Below are 20,257 nucleotides of genomic sequence, written 5' to 3'. Positions count from 1 at the left end.
GCACAGTGCTGTAGATATCGCTCGCGTTCAGCGGCCAGCGATCCCGCACGATGGCGTTTACAGGCAGCGTTTGAAGAATAGATATTCTCGAACATGGCAGACACTCCAGGGGATGAAGGTCTACCAAGGCGCTGCAATTTATGTTGCGTCAATCGCCTATCGACAACAGAGAAACTGCCTATTCGCTCGGTCGGGATCACATAACTCAGGCCGCAACATAACCAGCGTTATGTTTTGCAACTCATAATGGCGGCTACAAAGCCAGCTTCCAGCAAGGCATCACGGAAATCGGCTGCCTGGCCCACGCCCGCCGCAAGTTTTTCGATTTGCACGCGACGAATAAAAGCCAACTGGCTGAGCAGGCGCTGCACTCAATTGGCGGGTTGTACGAAATTGAACGGCAAGCGCGGGAAATGACCGACGAAAATCGCTGGCGAATACGCCAGGAAAAAGCGGCCCCCCTGATCGACGCACTGCATACCTGGATGTTGGCCCAGCGCGATCTTGTGCCCGAAGGGTCGGCCATCGCCAAAGCTCTGGATTACAGCCTCAAACGCTGGACGGCACTGACTCGATATCTCGAGGACGGGGCTGTGCCCATAGATAATAATGCGGTCGAAAATCAGATAAGGCCGTGGGCACTTGGACGCTCGAACTGGTTGTTCGCCGGGTCGCTACGCAGCGGTAAGCGGGCAGCTGCGATCATGAGCTTGATCCAGTCAGCCCGCATGAATGGGCATGATCCTTATGCGTATCTCAAAGATGTGTTGATGCGCCTGCCGACGCAGCGGGCAAGTGAGATCGACCAACTGCTGCCGCATCAGTGGGTGCCGGCCTAACTTACGCAAGGTGAGTTGGGCAGACGCTTACGACTCAATTAGTGAATACGCATTTGGAAATTGGAACTGATCTCCTCGAAAACATTGCATAGTAACTCCCCGTCTGTAATGGAGGTTCTTAATTCATATGAAGATAGGATGCTAAAAATTCACAATACCTTCTTTATTCTCGGTAGAAGCGCCAGCCAAAGCTACAAATATTGAGGTAAGAATAATGACATTTCAATCAAGCAAGCTTGGAATGTTCCCGCTGAAATCCAGCCATGGATTAGTCCCTAGCAGCTCTGAACCGTCAATGCTGGCGTCATAGTACCGAACAACAAAGCTCCTTGGACCATGTGCGTAAGCTATGAGAATCCCATTCTCAGAATTTAAATACGTACCGTGAATCCCCAATCCAGGGTAGCTGATGCGCCATGCCTTACCTCCTGAATCCACAGCTCCAAGTGTCAGTTTGACGACGCTATTGTCCAAAAGGCGAAAAAACCAGACCGAGCTTCCACCTGACACAATCGTCATGACTTCGTCGATTCCAGCTCCATCTTCAGAGCTATTGGAGTGCAGCTTTCCCAGTCTCGCTTGGAAATCGGGCAGGTCGTCTGTGCTGATAGCTTTCATGTCGACTACCTTGGGATATGGCGTCCCACCGTATTCTGCAGTCGACATAAAACCACCACGGTGCATTTCTGGTGTTCGCCCCGCCCTCTCAATCTCTTCTAGCAATTCACCCCTATGCAAAGGAAACAATGAGATCAACTCATCATGATCTTCTACTGATAATTTCCTATACATGGAAGCTTTCAGGATGGGAATGGCGTCCTTGGAGATGTCAACCTGACTTACCCTCACTCCTGCCGCCAGCAAAACTGCGTTGACTGCCGCTAATCCTAACGTGGCTGGCCTTCTATCTTGATAAGAAAGCTTTAAATAGCCATAATGTAGACTATCGATACTCAACGATGTCGAATCGACATCTCTCATAGTAGACATTATAAATCTCCCTTCTAGCCAAACCTATAATAATAGAGAACTCAATAATCCAGCACTTACAATCAAGCAAAGACAGATCACTATAATCAGACTTGTGAAAGCCAACTATGCACAACAGACTTACTTTCAAAGTGTTTTTCGGCGAGTGCAGCGGTTGGCAGATGACAAAAAATAAACGTTAACGATTAGTTTCAGCGCTCTGGTTAGGTATTCTTGACTGGAAAACCTATTTTTGCAGCCTAATTTAGGTGCATGGGTGTAATGCATCAATTGCATAAATGCGACGCAAGCTGGAACTCACTTCAATCCTGAAGTGACGAGAATCTGGGCAGTCTATTTTCAGATGTCAGTGGCGCTGTTGATCATGCCATTCTTTAGAATGGCCCTGGTACCGCCTGACCTGCTTGTTCCGGAAGGCGACCAGACGATGGCGATCACGAGGACGCCACCGCAGGTAAGTCGTGCTCCTACAACAGGCATTCAACGGCCATTGCCGTGGCCTCACCGCCACCGATACAGATCGCTGCAACGCCGCGTTTCAGGCCTTTCTGGCGCAGGGCCGAGAGCAAGGTCACGAGGATCCGCGCGCCGGACGCACCGATCGGGTGACCCAGGGCGCAAGCGCCGCCGTGAACGTTGATCTTCTCGTGGGGGATTTCCAGTTGGGTCATGGTCACAAGGCTGACCACAGCGAAGGCTTCGCTGATTTCGAGCAGATCGACTTGCTCCAGCGACCAGCCGGTTTTCTTCATCAGTTTCTTGATCGCGCCCACTGGTGCGACCGGAAACAGCTCTGGAGCATCGGCAAACGCCGCATGGCCGTGAATCACCGCCAGCGGCTTCAGGCCGCGCTTTTCAGCTTCGGAACGGCGCATCAACACCAGTGCCGCGGCGCCATCGGAAATGGAGCTGGAATTCGCCGCCGTCACGGTGCCGCCCTCGCGGAACACCGGCTTCAGCGAGGTGACCTTGTCCAGTTTGGCTTTCGGTGGCTGCTCATCATTGCTGATCAGCACTTGCTCCTTGCCAATCATCACGGTCAGCGGAACGATTTCATCCCTGAAGCTGCCGTCTTTGATCGCCTGCTGGGCACGGGTGGTCGAAGCAATGGCAAAGGCATCTTGGGCTTCACGGCTGAAACCGTTGGTCTCAGCACAGTCTTCGGCAAAGGTGCCCATCAGACGTCCCTTGTTGTAGGCGTCTTCCAGGCCGTCGAGGGACATTGAATCGATCACCCGGCCATGGCCCATGCGGTATCCGCTGCGTGCGCGATCCAGTAAATAAGGAGCATTGGACATGCTTTCCATACCGCCGGCGATAACCACGTCGGCGCTGCCGGCCACCAGCATGTCGTGGGCCAGAATGGCTGCTTCCATGCCCGAACCGCACATTTTGTTCAGGGTCGTGCAGCGGGTCGATTTATCCAGCCCGGCGCCCAGTGCGGCTTGGCGCGCCGGCGCCTGGCCCAGGCCGGCCGGCAGTACACAGCCGAACAGCACTTCGTCGACGGCGTCGGAGGCAACGCCGGCGCGCTCGACCGCCGCCTTGATCGCGGCAGCACCGAGTTGCGGCGCGGTCAGGCTTTTCAGTTCGCCCTGAAATCCACCCATCGGGGTACGGACGGCGCTGACGATTACAATCGGATCGTTGGACATTGTCATGACAAATCCTCCTTATTTGGCGGCCATGCGCAAGGCGCCGTCGAGACGGATTACCTCGCCATTGAGCATGCTGTTTTCAATAATATGTTTGACCAGTCCGGCGTACTCGGCCGGTTTGCCCAAACGCGGTGGGAACGGCACGCCGGTCGCCAGAGAGTCACGGACTTCCTGGGTCATGCCGGCCATCATCGGGGTTTCGAAAATGCCCGGCGCGATGGTCATCACCCGAATGCCGAAGCGCGCCAGTTCCCGGGCGGCGGGCAAGGTCAGGCTAACGATCGCACCTTTGGACGCGGCATAGGCCACCTGACCAATCTGGCCGTCGTACGCGGCCGCCGAGGCGGTATTAATGATCACGCCGCGCTCGCCGTCGGCATCCGCTTCGGTTTCAGCGATTGCCGCCGCTGCCAGGCGCAGCATGTTGAAACTGCCGATCAAGTTGACGTTGATTACCTGGCTGAAATTGGCCAGCACATGAGGGCCATTCTTGCCGAGGATCTTCTCACCGCGCACGATGCCGGCGCAGTTGACCAGACCATTGAGGCCACCGAAGGCTTTGACCGTCGCCTGCACGGCTGCTTCGGCCGCGACTTCGTTGCTGATGTCTGCAACCACGCTTTGCGCGCCGAGTCGTTCAGCCTGGGCCGCAACGGCCTCGGCGTTCATGTCCACCAGCATCACTTTGGCACCGGTCGCGACCAGCATTTCAGCCGTGGCCGCACCGAGCCCGGAGGCACCGCCGGTGACGAGAAAAACCTTGTTGTCGATCTGCATTATGGCTTCCTGTATTCAAGCTGGAACGGTCATCGCCGCAGTCTCTAGAAACATGGCGATATCGTGGTGGCGCAACATAGATGCCGCCTTTAGCCAGGCGCGGTATTGAGTGCGCTCAACGGTTGCACCATTTGGTCGTACGCAATGCGATATACGGGGACGAACAATCGTACTAACTCATAGTCCTAGCTGGTCTTGTTAAGGTTGGAAGAACTAAAGTTGATGAAATACTGAGGCCACATGACTAGCCGGACAATGGTCAAAGCCACCAACTTGTGTGATCGGTTTGGCCAAGGGACGGGTTAGAAAGGACCAAATTCGCGGCTTGTAGCGAATGCGAACTGACCACGAAAGTCATATACCGAGCACAGCACTCACCACGTGGAGAAAATGATGGTTACACCTCAGGACAAGGGAACCACGTCAATCGCACTGGTGCATGAAGCCCTCTATAGCGCCAAGCAACGAGGTATCGACGTGGCACTGGCCTTAGGGAAAGCCGACATCGACCCGCAATTGCTCGATGCCCCAAAAGCAAGGGTGTCAGCCGGCTCATTCGCTCAGCTGTGGATCGAGTTGGCGGATCTGTTGGATGACGAATTCTTTGGTATCGACAGCCATCCGATGCGACGTGGCAGCTTCAAATTGATGTGCCATGCGCTCCTTGATTGCTACACCTTGGGCCAAGCTCTGCAGCRAATGCTTTCGTTCTTGAGGCTGGTACTCGATGACATCCATGGTGAAATACACACCGAGGAAGATCACGCCTTCATCATCCTCCACGATCACGGAAACCTGCGGCGGCTGTTCGCTTACGGCACGTGGTTTATCCTCGTACATGGCCTGGCGTGCTGGCTAGTCAACCAACGCATTCCATTGCTGGCGCTCAGTTTTCGCGCCACGAAGCCTGCCGATGAAAGCGACTACCGAATGCGTTTTTGTGAAGACATTCAATACGACGCGCCGACAACGCAGGTCAATTTCGACAAAAAATTCCTGGATATGAAAATTGCGCAGACTCCCGCCAGTCTATGCGCGTTCCTAAAAGAGTCCCCCGCCAGCCTTTTAGTAAAATACCGTAACGACGACAGCATCAGTGCGCAGATAAGGCGGCGCTTACGAGGGTTGAGTCCGGACAAGTGGCCGGAAAGGGACGAGCTGGCACTTTTGCTCTGCATGTCCAATTCAACCCTACAGCGCCGGCTGCAGGCCGAGGGCACCCATTATCAAAACCTCAAAGATGATTTACGTCGTGACATGGCCATTGACCTCCTGTCACGCGGAGACATGACGGTTACTGAGGTCGCCACAGAAACCGGTTTTCAGGAAACGAGCGCTTTTCACCGCGCATTCAAAAAGTGGACGGGAGTTAACCCGGGCGCCTATCGACGCAACCGGTCAGACGAATAATTTCATTTATCGGAACGATGCCCCAGTCCCATCCACAAGCGTCATGTGGATTTATTAGCTACGTGTTTTCTCTACAACCGCGTACGCCACTTCAATGCTTTTTCGCTGGTGTTTGACTCGCTGGCACCTCTCTCAAACATGCCCAAACAGCTCACCCAAGTTGGCACCGCCAGGCATGGGCCGCTTTAAATCGCCTACCTAGAATGGCCATGAAACAGCAGCCGCTCTCTCATCAGTAAAGGCTTAGTGGTCGGCGGTGCCGAGCTGGCTTTTCGACGGCAATCTTGATGTACGCAAGCAAGTGCACTTCACCAAAAAAAATAAAATCGAAGGAGACACAATATGCAACCGATCAACGTATACACGCTCGCAGGCAACTCAAAATTCAACAGCTTCCATAGACTGATTCTTTTCTGGTGCGTGCTGATATTGGTCATTGACGGCTACGACCTAGCCGTCGTTGGCGCTGCATTGCCTGCCATTATGCTGGACATGAAGATAGACCCGACCAGCGCAGGCATCATGGCCGGCTCGGCCCTGCTAGGAACCATGCTTGGCGCGATCTTTCTGGGGACGTTAGCCGACCGCATCGGCCGACCAAGAATGATCGCTATCTGTGTTGCGCTGTTCAGCCTGTTCACCGCGACTGCCGCGCTCACCAGCGACCCGATCAGCTTCAGCGTCGCCCGATTCATCGCAGGGCTGGGCATCGGTGGCGTTCTGCCGATCGTGACTGCACAAATGGGCGAGTTCTCACCGGCGAAACTTCGTACCCGGCTTGTCACGTTAGTGTTTGCGGGCTATTCCGTGGGCGGAATTCTGGTCGCACTCACCGGCAAGCAACTGATCGAAAGCCACGGATGGCAGTCGGTGTTCTACGTTGCAGGACTACCCGTGCTGCTGATCCCGTTCATTTTGAAGACTATGCCGGAATCCATGGCTTTCTTGCTCAAGCAGGGTCGTCAGCAGGATCTGAGCCTAATCATCAAAAGGATCGATCCCACTTATCCATTGGATGCCGAGACAGTGCTGGCGGGACATCCTGCCGAGAACAATTACTCACTCGACACCCCAGTTAAAGGGTTGTTCAGCGATGGCCGCGGATTCAGCACGGTGATGATCTGGACAGCCTTCATGACAGGACTGTTTATGGTCTACGCGCTCAATTCCTGGTTGACCAAACTGATGGCGATGTCCGGCCACAGCTTGGGCTTGGCGCTTAATTTTGTCATCATTTTTAACGTAGGAGCGATTGTCGGTGCGCTCGGCGGCGGATGGCTCAGCGACAAGTTCAATATCAAATATGTCCTGGTTTCATTCTACGTGGTGGGCGCGCTGGCGCTTACTGCGATGGGCTTTACACATTCGACTGAGTTGCTGTTTTTGGTCGTCTTCATTGTTGGCGCCTCCACCCTAGGCACCCAATTGATTGCCTATGCCTATGCCTATGCCTATGCAGGGGATTTTTACCCGACCTCAATCCGTTCCACTGGCGTGGGCTTCGCGTCCGGGGTCGGCCGCATCGGCGCAATTATCGCCCCGGTGCTTATCGGCTGGTTCGTCTCGCTGACCTTGCCACTCGAACAAAACTTCATGGTGATCGCACTTGCGGGCCTGATGGGCGCGGTGGCGGTCTCGTTTGTAAACCAGTCACGGGCGGATTCGACACAGGTCAGCAAAGCGCCAGCGTTGTCACGCTGACCGACAGGCTGCAGTTGAGATCTCCTTGCCCGTTTGACTCGATCAGTAGAAGGATGTGTACCTTGAATCGCTTGTCACTACCGCCGTTGTCAGCGCAAGAACTTAAGCGCACCGTCGACTGGGCAATTGCGTCACGCCGCAGTGTCAGAGCCTTCCTGCCGACTGCAGTGTCGCGTGAAGAAATCGAAGCGATTTTGGGCATCGCTCGTTTCAGCGCCTCAGGCGTCAACATGCAGCCGTGGCGTGTTCACGTCGTTACCGGCGAAGTGAAGGAGCATCTGTCGATGGCGATCGCCGCCATCGATAACGATCCGCAGCTTAGTAGCGGTGCGCAAGACCCTTATGAGTACTACCCACGCGAATGGGTCACACCTTATGTGGATCGCAGGCGCAAAGTGGGTTGGGATCTCTACGGTCTGCTTGGAATCAGTAAGGGTGACAAGCTCCGCATGCACCAACAGCATGGTCGCAACTACCGATTTTTCGATGCCCCGGTAGGACTGTTATTTACCCTGGATAAAGTGCTCGAGCAGGGCAGCCTGCTCGATTACGGCATGTTCCTGCAAAACGTGATGGTGGCCGCCCGTGGTCGTGGTTTGCACACCTGCCCACAAGCTGCATTTCTTAAGTACCACAAAGTCATCTCAGAAGTGCTGGGCATTCCAGCTGAGCAAATGCTGGTGTGCGGTATGAGCCTTGGCTATGCCGATCCTGCGTGCATTGAAAACACGTTGGTAACGGCCCGTGAGCCAGTCAGCGCTTTTGCCGTTTTTCATCAAAATAATAAGGAGACCTGCCCATGATTACCGGTGCCTACGCAAACGGACTCGATCAGAGTCCAGCGAACCATGTCCCGCTGACCCCCCTCGGTTTTTTGAACCGGGCCGCTCTTGTTCACCCTGAACGTGTCGCTATCATTCATGGCGAGCTGCAGAGGACCTGGGCGCAAACGCGTGAGCGCTGTTATCGACTCGCATCAGCGCTGGTGGGCAGGAGTGTCCTCCCAGGAGATACAGTTTCCATCCTTTCACCCAATACGCCGGCAATGGTCGAAGCGCATTTCGGAATTCCATTATCCGGAGCGATTTTGAATACGATCAACCATCGTCTGGACGCTGAAGGCATCGCTTTTATTTTGCGCCACAGCGAATGCAAGTTGCTGTTGGTCGATTGCGAGTTTATGGCCGTGACCTGCGCCGCGCTGGAAAAACTCGAACGCCCCCCGGCAATCGTGATAATCCGAGATCACCTGGCCCCGGCAGTTGGCGAGATTGATGTTAGCGACTATGAAACCCTGCTTGCCGAAGGAGACCCGAATTTCCAGGGAGTATGGCCGTGCACGGAGTGGCAGCCGATTGCACTGAACTACACCTCCGGTACCACTGGCGACCCCAAGGGCGTAGTGGTCAGCCATCGGGGCACCTACCTAATGAGCTTGTTGCAGTTGACCAATTGGCCGCTTGCCCAGGCACCGCGGTATTTATGGACACTGCCAATGTTCCATGCCAACGGTTGGTGCTTCACATGGGCTATTACCGCTGCAGCAGGCACCCATATCTGCCTGCGCAAAGTGACAGCGGACGCTGTTCTCAGCGCCATTGCCGAACATAAAGCCGATCATTTCTGTGCTGCACCGACGGTGCTCGCCATGCTTGCAAATTCCCCAACCCCCCTCGAACTCCCACACCCGGTACGTGTGTTGACGGCCGGCTCCCCTCCCCCGGCCTCAGTCTTGGACGCTGTGGTTTCGATGGGTTTCCAGGTTGACCATGTGTATGGCATTACTGAAGTGGCGGGCACGCCGATCAGCTGCGTGTGGCAGGACGGATGGGATGAGCTCCCCGATCGAGACAAAGCGAAAATGCGTGTTCGACAAGGTGCACGTGCTGCAGCGTTTGAAGGCTTGATGGTCGCGGACCCACAAACGCTACAACCCGTCCCCCATGATGGCCAGACCACCGGCGAACTGCTGCTGCGAGGCAATACCGTGATGATGGGCTACCTGAAAAACCAGACCGCCACGCAAAAGGCATTCGAGGGCGGCTGGTTTCATACCGGTGACGTCGCAGTGGTTCATCCTGATGGTTACGTGCAGATTACTGACCGCACAAAAGACGTGATCATCTCCGGCGGTGAAAATATTTCATCCGTAGAGATCGAAGACATTCTTCATGGTCACGCATCGGTGTTGCATGCCGCCGTGGTGGCGCAGCCAGACAACAAATGGGGTGAGGTTCCCTGCGCCTTCATCGAGCTCAGAAGCCAGGTCCAACCACCAACCGAAGCTGAATTGATCGCGTATTGCCAGGCGCGCCTGGCCCGCTACAAGTGCCCGAGCCGCGTGATATTCATGGAGCTGCCGAAAACCGCCACGGGGAAAATCCAGAAGTTCATCCTGCGGCAACAAGCCGGGAGCCAAGAGGCGATCGTACGTCTGGCCTCAACTGGCTGACACCTCACCCTTTTACTAAACCTCAAGAGCCGGAGGACAAAGCATGAAGATGCCCAAGCTCCCGGCCGTAAGGAGCCCTAAGTCCCGCGTTAGTGGGCATCCCCCCGCAGGTCGCTGGGACCTTGATCCCTGATAACGCTCAACACTCTTGGCGGGATGACGCGGGGAAGGTAACAAAGGTTGGATAGGCATGATCCGAATCTAAAGTTTTGGCCAAACCAGTCAGAAACTTTGAGCGGCCAGAACATAGTTACCCACAAAAACCAGAGCTATTATCGCTACCTAACAACACTAACAACAATCATAGGATGTCGTGATGGTCGATTATCACACCGCCGCAAGCCAGTTCAATTACCTGCAAACCGCCGCGCAAGAACTGCATGGCAGTCTGGACGGGCTTAACGCCTGCGTGGAGTGCTGTGACCGGCATGCTGCTGGCCAGGATGTAGCCTTATACTGCGAAGCGCAGGACGGCACCTCCTCACAGTATACCTTCCGCGAACTACAGGATCAGGCTGCCCGATTTGGCAATTTCCTCCGTGAGCAGGGCGTCCGGCCGGGTGACCGAGTCGCTGGGCTTTTGCCGCGAACTGTCGAGCTCCTGATCACTATCCTCGGAACTTGGAGGGTGGGGGCAGTCTACCAACCGCTGTTCACCGCGTTCGGGCCTAAGGCGATCGAGCAGCGACTGGACTGCTCAGGCGCACGATGGGTTGTCACAGACGTGCGCAACCGGCCCAAACTAGACGACGTCACCGACTGTCCGACTGTGGTCACTGTTGGCGCCGATCAACTTGGCCTCGGCGATTATGATTTCTGGAGTACCCTGCAGCGCCAGAGCAACGACTGCGAGCCATTGCTTCAGGACGGCCAAGCCCCGTTCCTGCTCATGTGTACTTCCGGTACCACAGGGCCAGCCAAACCACTGGAAGTCCCATTGCGGGCCATTTTGGCTTTCAAGGGTTACGTACGTGATGCAGTAGAACTGCGAGCGGACGATCGCTTTTGGAACCTCGCCGATCCCGGCTGGGCATATGGCCTTTATTACGCGGTCACCGCGCCACTGGCTTTGGGTCACTCGACATTGTTTTACGATGGCCCGTTTTCGGTCGAAAGCACCTGTTCGGTAATCAACAAATATGCGATCACTAACCTCGCCGGCTCGCCGACGGCCTTCAGGCTACTTATCGCCTCGGGTATGCAATTCACCGATAGCATCCGAGGTCGATTGCGCGTGGTTAGCAGCGCCGGTGAGCCACTCAATCCCCAAGTCATCCGCTGGTTTTTCGAGAACTTAGGTGTAGTCATCCACGACCACTATGGGCAGACCGAGCTAGGCATGGTGCTTAGCAACCATCACGGCCTGAGCCACACTGTGCGTGAAGGCTCTGCTGGCTACGCCATTCCTGGCCACCGAATCGTAGTGCTTGATGACCTGCAGCGGGAGTTGCCGCCCGGCCAGCCTGGTGCGTTGGCAGTCGATCGCGAGCGCTCGCCGCTGCATTGGTTCAGTGGTTACTTCGGCATGCCAACCAAGGCCTTCGTGGGGAGTTACTACTTGAGCGGCGATACGGCAGAACTCAACGACGATGGCAGCATTAGCTTCGTAGGCCGTGATGACGACGTGATCACTACCTCCGGCTATCGGGTAGGGCCGTTTGACGTTGAAAGCGCGCTGGTGGAGCATCCTGCCGTGATTGAGTCAGCCGTAATCGGCAAGCCTGACCCGCAGCGTACAGAGTTAATTAAGGCCTTCGTGGTGCTGAACAAGCAATATCTTCCAAGCCCAGAACTAGCCGAAACATTGCGGCTACATGTCCGCCAGCGCCTCGCGGCTCATGCCTACCCCCGGGAAATCGAGTTCGTCAATGAATTGCCGAAAACACCTAGCGGCAAGCTGCAACGTTTCATACTGCGCAACCAGGAGATTGCTAAGCAGCAGGGTTAGCGCTTAAGAGTTTAAAGTACGCGAAAGTTCTAGATGCACTATGTGACGACCTTAATGACTTTCATTTTTTGTATTCGATGAGCTCGAAGCATTCTTTGGATGTTAGTGGGAATAGGACGTCCTAGTGCTCTACGCATGCAGAAAGTAGCTGAATACGTCTGAGTTGCGCCGTGCAGAGACTACCAGCTTTATATGCTGCAGACCGCCAACTTTGAGGATCTTCTCACAAAGAGACCAAATACCGAACCCGCTAATCGATGTGCACTTCACAAACAACAATAATACCGAAGGATACATAATATGCAGACAGTTAACGTGTACACGCTCGCCAGCGATTCAAAATTCAACCGGTTTCACCGGCTCGTACTTTTCTGGTGCATGCTAATTCTTGTGATTGATGGTTACGACCTCGCCATCGTCGGTGCGGCGCTTCCCGCTATCATGCAAGACATGCAGATTGCCCCCACTAGCGCAGGAATCATGGCGGGTTCCGCCCTATTCGGCACGATGCTTGGAGCGATCTTCCTTGGAACACTTGCCGACCGTATCGGCCGTCCGAAAATGGTTGCTATGTGCGTCGCACTGTTCAGCCTTTTCACAGCCGGTGCGGGTTTCACTAACGACCCTGTCAGTTTCAGCATCATGCGCTTCATCGCCGGCTTGGGTATTGGCGGCGTATTGCCTGTGTGCACCGCTCAAATGAGTGAGTTTGCCCCTTTGAAACTCCGTACTCGCCTGGTCACTCTGGTATTTGCTGGCTACTCGGTAGGCGGCATTTTAGTTGCCATTACGTCCAAGCAGTTAATTGAGAGCCATGGTTGGCAGTGGGTGTTCTACGTTGCCGCACTACCGGTTCTGCTGATCCCCTTCATCCTGAAAACCATGCCTGATTCCATCGGGTACATGCTGAAGGAAGGTCGTCAGGATGAGCTGCGCAAGGTTGCGCTGCGTATTGAGCCAACATTGAATATCACCAGCCAAACTGAGATGACCGGCAACCTAGCGATTCTGGCTGAGTTGGACGCTCCAGTACGCAATCTATTCAAGGAGGGTCGTGGCTTCAGCACGGTGATGATTTGGACAGCGTTCATGACCGGTCTGTTCATGGTTTACGCGCTCAACTCCTGGTTAACCAAACTCATGGCGATGGCTGGCTTCAGCCTGGGCTCAGCACTCAATTTTGTTATCGTATTCAACCTTGGTGCGATCGCTGGAGGACTAGGTGGTGGTTGGCTGGCCGATAAGCTCAACATCAAATACGTTCTGGTCAGCTTCTACATTGCCGGAGCCATTGCTCTGACCCTAATGGGCTATACGCGCGACGTCTCTCTGTTGTACGCAGTCGTCTTCGTTGTTGGGGCATCCACACTGGGTACGCAGCTGCTGGCCTATGCCTATGCAGGTGACTTCTACCCCTCCACGATACGCTCGACGGGTGTCGGGTTTGCATCAGGTGTGGGACGCATCGGGGCGATCGTTGCACCAGTGCTGATCGGCTGGCTTGTGTCAATGAACCTGCCACTTGAGCACAACTTCATGGCCATCGGCTTGGCCGGCTTGATAGGTGCAGTGGCGGTGACATTGATCAACCAGTCTTGTGCGGATTCCACTCGAGCAAAGAAATCTCTGGCGTTCTCAGCTGAGTGAGCTTGGATGACTCCACTCGATTGTACTTGAAGAGCGATGGCTGCTTCCGCCTCGCTTCCGTCCTGGTGAACCGTGGCTTGAGCGAAGGCGACACTGTCTCCGCCCTCTACAGAGCTGCAAGTTGCCATGCATAAGGGGCTCGTGCGGCAGCCTTCGAAGGCTTAATGGTTGCTGACTCCGAAACTATGCAGCCAGTACCAAAAGATGGCCAAACAACGGGTGAGCTGCTGCTCAAGGGCAACACCGTAATGATGGGTTATCTGAAAAATGTTGTAAGCGACTCAAGGGGAAGTTTGCCTTGATAAAAATCCCCCAGTCCATCTGGAGTCAGAAAACTGGATTGCACCAGTAGATGAAATGGAGGGCATTCCCATTGCGCATATTCAGTTGATGCATTCGCGTGAGTGAGCTCTGCATTGGATTCGTGTGTGTTGCGTTGGCTTGGAAGATTTACTTGTTGCTTCTGTTACTTACAAAAATAAAAAATAGGAGAGTTATAAGTGAGCATAAAAAAAATTTCGGTAACTTTAGTGTTTGGCAGCATTGCCCTAAGTGGCCATGCGTTTGCTGACTTCCTAAGTGATAGCAAAGCTACCTTGGGAATGAGGAACTTCTACTTCAATAACGACAACCGTGATGGCACCGCTGCCCCTTCGAAAACCGAAGAGTGGGCGCAGGGTTTCATGTTGGACTACAAGTCGGGATATACCGATGGTCTTGTTGGCTTTGGTGTTGATTCCCTTGGATTATTGGGCATAACCCTGGACAGCGGCAAAGGTCGGCACGTTGGCAGCAGTATGATTCCCTCAACGAGTGACAATGATGCAGTCGACGAGTGGAGTCGACTGGGGCTGACCGGAAAAGTCAAAATATCGAAGACCGAACTACGTTACGGCACCTTAATTCCGAAACTTCCAATCTTGGTCGCCAACGATGGACGGGTGCTGCCACAAACGTTCGAGGGCGGCCAGATCACCTCGAGCGAGTTCAAGGATCTGACCCTGACGGGTGGACGAATTGAACATGCAACAGGTCGCGGCTCAACGGATCAGACAGGGCTGGCCGTTCTGGGCGGTACGCGTGAAAGCAACCAGTTCGACTTCGTCGGGGGTGACTGGAAAGTCACCAAGGATCTGACGGCTCAGTACTACTATGCCCATCTCGAGAACTACTATAACCAGCAGTTTTTCGGACTGATTCACACGCTATCGTTCTCGAACAACCAATCCCTGAAAACCGACTTGCGCTACTTCAAAACTGACTCGTCAGGTGAAAACAGCTCTGGTACATCGGGCTACAGAATCAGTGGCTACACCAAAAACGGTGATGGCGTGATCGATAACCGCACTTGGAGTGCCGCCCTGGTTTACTCCATCGGTGGTCACGCGATCACAGCGGGCTACCAAAGCGTTTCAGATGGAAGCAACTTTACCCAGCCCAATCAAGGTAGCCTCGTAGATAAAGGTGCTGGAGGCAGCAGCTTGTACCTGTATACAGATCGTCTGATGCAGAGCTTCAACCGTGCAGGGGAACGTACGTCATTCGGTCAGTACGCCTACGACTTTGCCGCCTTGGGTGTCCCTGGCCTGAAAGCCTCAGTCATGTACCTCTCCGGGGACAATATCAAGACGAGATCCGGCGACAATCAGAAAGAATGGGAAAGGGATATCTTTCTGGACTACGTCGTTCAATCCGGTGCACTTAAAAACGTGGGTTTCGGCTGGCGTAATGGTAAATCCAATAGCGAAGCCGCCCGTGATCAAGATCAGAACCGCGTGTTTGTGAGCTACAGCATTCCGCTTTTCTAAGGGGGCAGCACAAAGGTATCGCACTCATTTGGAGGGTTCTGAACTGATCAATTCGCCTTTGCGCTGACACTTCTCGATTCTCTCGTCTGGCTCTCTGAGAACCTAGCAGTAATACAATCTGTCGGAGTCATTGAGACGCGTAAGCCGCTGCCGTATCCGCTCATGAATCTCCAGCGTGGCTTACACCTGAAGTAAACCGGCGGCCGGCTCGGCCCGGCCTTAGGGTCTTTTATATGTCAAGTAACCGCATACGCGGTACTGCCAAATTGTGAGGAAACATCATGCGCATCGAAAACTCAGTCTTCCTAATTACTGGCGCAGGTTCTGGACTCGGGCTGGCTTCGGCGCGCGAGTTGGTGGGCCGAGGTGCAAATGTGGTGCTGGTCGATGTGAACGAAGCCGCCGGTGTAGCTCGCGCTGACGAACTAGGAAAACGTGCGATTTTCGTGCGAGCAGATATCACCAGTGAAATTGATTGCCGTACAGCAATTGCCTCTGCAGTAGGCGTCTTTGGCGCGTTGCATGGGGTGATTAACTGCGCGGGTGTTGCACCAGCCGAACGGGTTTTAGGCCGTAATGGCGCACATGGGCTTGAGAGTTTTCGCCGAACTATCGAAATCAATTTGATCGGTAGCTTCAACATGGTTCGCCTTGCTGCTGAGGCTATGGCGGGAGGAGAGCCCGATGAAGAAGGTGAGCGCGGCGTAGTCATAAATACGGCCTCTGTCGCAGCTTTTGACGGTCAGACAGGCCAAGCCGCTTACGCCGCGTCCAAAGGTGGAGTTGCTGCCATGACATTGCCATTGGCTCGCGACCTGGCTCGTTCAGGCATCCGTGTCATGTGCATTGCACCCGGAATATTTGAGACCCCGATGATGGCGGGTATGCCTCAGGACGTGCAGGCATCATTGGCAGCCAATGTGCCGTTCCCTCCACGGCTGGGACGGCCTTCCGAGTACGCAGCGTTGGCAGCGCACATCATCGAAAACTCCATGCTCAATGGTGAGGTGATTCGTTTGGATGGTGCTTTGAGAATGGCCGCGAAATAGATCGAGCTAAAAGTCTGTGATCGGGCACAAGCCCCCAACATGAAACAGAGGATTCAGTTATGAGCCATACCGACCCTATCGTCATTGTCAGTGCTGCCCGAACTCCGTTAGGAGGCTTTCTTGGGAATTTCAAGGAAGCCACCGCTGCGCAGCTGGGTGCGGTTGCAATTCGTGCCGCCGTGGAACGAGCCAGCCTGCAGCCCAGTGACATTGGCGAGGTCATCATGGGATGCGTGCTACAAGCTGGGCAAGGTCAGGCTCCGGCTCGCCAAGCTGCCCTGTTGGCGAATCTTCCGGAGCAGGTGGTGTGCTCAACAGTCAACAAGATGTGCGGCTCTAGTATGAAAGCGCTGATGTTCGGCCACGACCTTCTCCATGCCGGGAGCGCGGAGGTGGTGGTTGCCGGAGGTATGGAAAGCATGTCAAACGCTCCCTACCTGTTGGAGCGAGCTCGCTCAGGCTATCGAATGGGCCACAGCAAAATCATTGATCATATGTTTCTCGATGGGTTGGAAGATGCCTACGAGAAAGGCCGGCTCATGGGCACATACGCCGAAGACTGTGCTCAGAGTTATGGATTCACTCGAGACCAGCAGGATGAGTTTGCGATCAGCTCGTTGACCCGAGCTCAGAAGGCAATCACCGAAGGGCGTTTCCAGGACGAGATTGTCCCTGTGCTGGCTTCGTCTGGCCGTGAGACGGTTTCGATTGAAAGCGATGAACAGCCGGGCAAGGCCCGGATCGACAAAATTCCTACGTTGAAACCTGCGTTTCGCGAAGGCGGGACGGTGACTGCGGCGAACTCCAGTTCTATTTCGGATGGCTCGGCTGCCCTCGTGCTGATGCGCTTGTCTGAAGCCGAGCGTAGAGGCCTTACACCGTTGGCCCGGATAGCAGGTCATGCATCCTACGCGCACGCTCCCGGCCTCTATGCCTCCGCTCCGGTCGGTGCGATTAAACGCTTGCTAGAGCGAACCAACTGGTCAATGCAGGATGTTGATCTCTTTGAGATCAATGAGGCCTTTGCCGTGGTTCCCATGGTTGTTATCCGAGACTTGAACGTCGGACATGAGCAATTAAATGTCAACGGTGGGGCATGCGCTTTGGGGCACCCGATTGGTGCGTCAGGTGCGCGTGTTGTTGTTACGTTGGTAAATGCCTTGAGGCAGAACACGCTAAAGCGTGGCATCGCTTCTGTGTGCATTGGTGGCGGCGAGTCGACCGCGATTGCTATCGAACTCCTCTCATAGAGGAGCGTTGACTGGCTGTAATAAATGTCCCGCTGCGCCTCGGAAATCTTTTTTTGCGCAAAGGATTTGTCTGTGAACTACCGGCCCCTAATGGTTGATCATGTCGAAGGGGCCGGCTTGATCACGCTTAACCGTCCAGACGCGCTGAATGCGATCAACACAATGCCTGGCCAGAAAGAAGGGATGCGAGCATTTGTGGAGAAACGCACAGCTAAGTTTTGAGTGTCAGTGTCGCGAGTTTAACGCTGAAGAATCCAGGAGATACCGTGGTAGAGAAAGAGCTGTATTGGGAAGACCTCACCCCAGGTAGAACTTGGACAGCCAAGCAATCTGTTCCTATCACACCGGAACAAATTGTCGCCTTTGCTGCCGAGTACGATCCTCTCGATATTCATATAGATCCTGACCTTGCCCGTTCGAGTCCACTTGGGGTGCACTGTGCCAGCGGGGTGCAGACCTTCGGTATTTCGCAGCGGTTGATGTGTGATGCCTTTCTGCTTCAAACAAATGTCGTGGCGGGTGGGAAGATCGATGGTTTTAGGATGGTTGCTCCAGTAGTGCCTGGAGACATTCTCAAGCTCTCAGTTCAAGTCGTTCGATCACTCATCCACGCGGAAAACCATGAACGAGGGTGGGTTGTGTTTAAAGTCGACGTCGCTACGACGGGGGGGAAAACCGTCCTTGTTTATGAGGTGACGGTATTGATACTGCGCAGGGGCAGTCAGGGTGGGTCTGTACCTGGAAGCATTGGCCAACATTGATACTCCTGTGGCCCACTTTTGGCCAAAAGCGTACGAATGGTAGCGCCAGCTAAGCAGCTAGAGAAAAAAGCTTCAGACTGTCAAAGTAATTGCGCCAATTCCCTCCCGGAGTCCGCTCAGCATCCAAAATCAGGAACCCAAGGTTTTGCGGCTGTAAGTTCCAACCTCACGCTAATCCTGCCTGGCCTGCGCCGATCACAATGACATCCATGAATTCATTTATGTATGCGTCCGGCCAAGTCACCGACCCAACCCCTAAAGGCCAGGACATGGTGTGCACTTAAATTTAAGTGGGCACCAGTTTTAGCCTTTTAAGCGGGTATTTCATACAGCAAACACGCCGTCCCTATTCCAAGTCCTTCACTGAGCTGGTCGACATATCCCCCCTGATCGCGGCGGACTATGAGGCAGAACGAAGCCGGATCCTTTCGCCGGCTGAGCTGTTGGAACTGCACAACCGCTTCCTACAAATGACCGTCGACTACTCTCCCTTCTGGTCAAAAATACGAAGGCTGTTGGCGCCGACGCCGAATTGACCTAGTTGCCGGGATGTTACTGACCCAGTCTGATTCCTCGCAAACCATTGTCTGTTCTAGATTGGTGCCTATTTTAGGTAGGTCAGTCTTACATCGGCAACTGGTCAATTCGGCGTCGGCGTCGGCGTCGGCGTCAACAATTTTCTTCCCTCCTCGCCGCATCGTACGTGGAACGGAAGTCAGAAATGATTCCGCCAATTTCAAACTGGTCTGTCCAATCAGTATTTTTATAAATTGGTCTTGCCAATATTTTTCTCGGTGTGTAGTTTTTGAGCCTTGATCATCCGAGCGGACAACTGTCCGCCTACAACAAAAAGAGATCACCTGAATGTGTAGATTCCCCGCCAGCCGGGCGCTCGGTGCCCTCTCCCGCTTATCGACATCCATCGCCTGCGCGCCAGCCAAGGAGCATCAACATGCTGACTGTCATCTGTAACGAACCCGGCTCGTTAACCGCCATCGAGAGTGAAAAACCGCTCAGAAAGTCAGGAGAGATCCTCATCCGCATCAAGCGCGTCGGGGTCTGCGGCACCGATCTGCATATTTTCACCGGCAATCAGCCCTACCTCGAATACCCGCGCGTGATGGGCCATGAGTTCTCCGGGGTTGTAGAAGAAACTGACAGCGCCAGCGACCTCAACATGGGTGATGTCGTATACGTGATGCCCTATCTTTCCTGCGGGGCCTGCATCGCCTGCCGCCAGGGCAAGACCAACTGCTGCACCCGTATTCAAGTGCTGGGGGTTCACTGCGACGGTGCCTTCACCGAATATCTGAGCATTCCCCACGAATTCGTACACAAGGCTGTGGGTGTTTCGCTTGATCAGGCAGCGATGATCGAATTTCTGTCAATCGGTGCACACGCCGTACGTCGTTCAAATATCCAGGCGGATAAACACGTGCTGGTGGTCGGCAGCGGCCCGATTGGCATGGCGGCGGCGATCTTCGCCAGCCTGCGCGATGCGAAAGTCACCGTTCTGGATACCCGTGACGATCGTCTGTCGTTCTGTAAGGAACACCTGAAGATTCACGCTGCTGTGAAAATCGGCGAAGGAGACAAGGAGATCCTGGCTGAGCTCACAGAGGGTGATTTTTTCGATGTAGTGTTCGATGCCACCGGCAATGCCCGAGCAATGGAGCGCGGGTTCGAGTTCATCGCGCACGGCGGCACCTATGTGATGATTTCGGTGGTTCGGGATTCCATCACGTTCTCCGACCCTGAATTTCACAAGCGTGAAGCCACTTTGATGGGTAGCCGCAACGCCACCAAGGAAGACTTCCGCTATGTAGAAGAATGCTTGCGCAACGGATTGATTCCGGATGCCGCCCTCAATACCCATCGACTGACGCTGCGCGATGTTGCCAGTTCGTTCACCACATTGCTCAACCCAAAACAAGGCGTCGTCAAAGCAATCATCGAGTGTTAGGAGA

General features: G+C 54.4%; 14 protein-coding genes and 4 pseudogenes. 14 read left to right on the top strand and 4 right to left on the bottom strand.

Going from position 1 to position 20,257, the window contains the following annotated elements; all coding sequences use genetic code 11:
• Positions 1–251: 251 nt before the first annotated feature.
• Positions 252–839, top strand: a pseudogene (gene tnpC, locus AC1DVE_RS25820) (IS66 family transposase); the annotation flags it as partial.
• Positions 840–1,061: 222 nt separating this feature from the next.
• Here tnpC and AC1DVE_RS25815 read toward each other — a convergent pair.
• The 3 genes from AC1DVE_RS25815 to AC1DVE_RS25805 form a co-directional block, all read right to left on the bottom strand.
• Positions 1,062–1,829, bottom strand: a complete 768-nt coding sequence (locus AC1DVE_RS25815) for a hypothetical protein (RefSeq protein ID WP_477784310.1) — start codon at positions 1,827–1,829, stop codon at positions 1,062–1,064.
• Positions 1,830–2,296: 467 nt separating this feature from the next.
• Positions 2,297–3,490: an acetyl-CoA C-acyltransferase gene (locus AC1DVE_RS25810; protein WP_477784309.1), complete on the bottom strand. Its 1,194-nt coding sequence runs from the start codon at positions 3,488–3,490 to the stop codon at positions 2,297–2,299.
• A 12-nt stretch (positions 3,491–3,502) separates the two neighbouring features.
• On the bottom strand, positions 3,503–4,264 hold the full coding sequence (locus AC1DVE_RS25805; RefSeq protein ID WP_477784308.1) for an SDR family NAD(P)-dependent oxidoreductase: 762 nt from the start codon (positions 4,262–4,264) through the stop codon (positions 3,503–3,505).
• A 393-nt stretch (positions 4,265–4,657) separates the two neighbouring features.
• Here AC1DVE_RS25805 and AC1DVE_RS25800 point away from each other — a divergent pair, with 393 nt between their 5' ends.
• From AC1DVE_RS25800 to AC1DVE_RS25750, 11 genes and pseudogenes are all read left to right on the top strand, one after another.
• Positions 4,658–5,674: an AraC family transcriptional regulator gene (locus AC1DVE_RS25800; protein ID WP_477784313.1), complete on the top strand. Its 1,017-nt coding sequence runs from the start codon at positions 4,658–4,660 to the stop codon at positions 5,672–5,674.
• A gap of 342 nt (positions 5,675–6,016) precedes the next feature.
• On the top strand, positions 6,017–7,375 hold the full coding sequence (locus tag AC1DVE_RS25795; protein ID WP_477784307.1) for an MFS transporter: 1,359 nt from the start codon (positions 6,017–6,019) through the stop codon (positions 7,373–7,375).
• 62 nt (positions 7,376–7,437) lie between these two features.
• Positions 7,438–8,178, top strand: a complete 741-nt coding sequence (locus AC1DVE_RS25790) for a nitroreductase (RefSeq protein WP_477784306.1) — start codon at positions 7,438–7,440, stop codon at positions 8,176–8,178.
• Positions 8,175–9,827: an AMP-binding protein gene (locus AC1DVE_RS25785; protein ID WP_477784305.1), complete on the top strand. Its 1,653-nt coding sequence runs from the start codon at positions 8,175–8,177 to the stop codon at positions 9,825–9,827. The genes AC1DVE_RS25790 and AC1DVE_RS25785 overlap by 4 nt, the downstream gene beginning before the upstream one ends.
• A 316-nt stretch (positions 9,828–10,143) precedes the next feature.
• Positions 10,144–11,775, top strand: coding sequence for an AMP-binding protein (locus AC1DVE_RS25780; protein ID WP_477784304.1), 1,632 nt, complete (start codon positions 10,144–10,146; stop codon positions 11,773–11,775).
• 300 nt (positions 11,776–12,075) lie between these two features.
• Positions 12,076–13,422, top strand: coding sequence for an MFS transporter (locus tag AC1DVE_RS25775; RefSeq protein ID WP_477784303.1), 1,347 nt, complete (start codon positions 12,076–12,078; stop codon positions 13,420–13,422).
• Between the two features lie 155 nt (positions 13,423–13,577).
• Positions 13,578–13,691: pseudogene (locus AC1DVE_RS25770) on the top strand (hypothetical protein); the annotation flags it as partial.
• Positions 13,692–13,922: 231 nt separating this feature from the next.
• On the top strand, positions 13,923–15,230 hold the full coding sequence (locus tag AC1DVE_RS25765) for an OprD family porin (RefSeq protein WP_477784302.1): 1,308 nt from the start codon (positions 13,923–13,925) through the stop codon (positions 15,228–15,230).
• Between the two features lie 281 nt (positions 15,231–15,511).
• A complete protein-coding gene (locus AC1DVE_RS25760) occupies positions 15,512–16,279 on the top strand; it encodes a 3-hydroxyacyl-CoA dehydrogenase (protein ID WP_223441468.1) in 768 nt (255 codons plus the stop codon).
• A 59-nt stretch (positions 16,280–16,338) separates the two neighbouring features.
• Complete coding sequence (locus AC1DVE_RS25755) at positions 16,339–17,529, top strand: acetyl-CoA C-acyltransferase (RefSeq protein ID WP_477784301.1); 1,191 nt, start codon at positions 16,339–16,341, stop codon at positions 17,527–17,529.
• 266 nt (positions 17,530–17,795) lie between these two features.
• Complete coding sequence (locus tag AC1DVE_RS25750; protein WP_477784300.1) at positions 17,796–18,290, top strand: MaoC/PaaZ C-terminal domain-containing protein; 495 nt, start codon at positions 17,796–17,798, stop codon at positions 18,288–18,290.
• 52 nt (positions 18,291–18,342) lie between these two features.
• Here the strand turns inward: AC1DVE_RS25750 and AC1DVE_RS25745 are convergent.
• Positions 18,343–18,501 (bottom strand): annotated as a pseudogene (locus AC1DVE_RS25745) (NAD(P)-binding protein); the annotation flags it as partial.
• Positions 18,502–18,652: 151 nt separating this feature from the next.
• On the opposite strand from AC1DVE_RS25745, the pseudogene AC1DVE_RS25740 reads away from it, so the two are divergent.
• Both AC1DVE_RS25740 and AC1DVE_RS25735 read left to right on the top strand, forming a co-directional pair.
• Positions 18,653–18,803 (top strand): annotated as a pseudogene (locus AC1DVE_RS25740) (site-specific integrase); the annotation flags it as partial.
• Positions 18,804–19,242: 439 nt separating this feature from the next.
• Positions 19,243–20,253, top strand: a complete 1,011-nt coding sequence (locus AC1DVE_RS25735; protein WP_477784299.1) for a zinc-binding alcohol dehydrogenase family protein — start codon at positions 19,243–19,245, stop codon at positions 20,251–20,253.
• Positions 20,254–20,257: the final 4 nt, after the last annotated feature.

The sequence above is a fragment of the Pseudomonas sp. P4_B4 genome (assembly GCF_056402255.1).
This window is presented reverse-complemented; position numbering and strand designations above follow the sequence as displayed.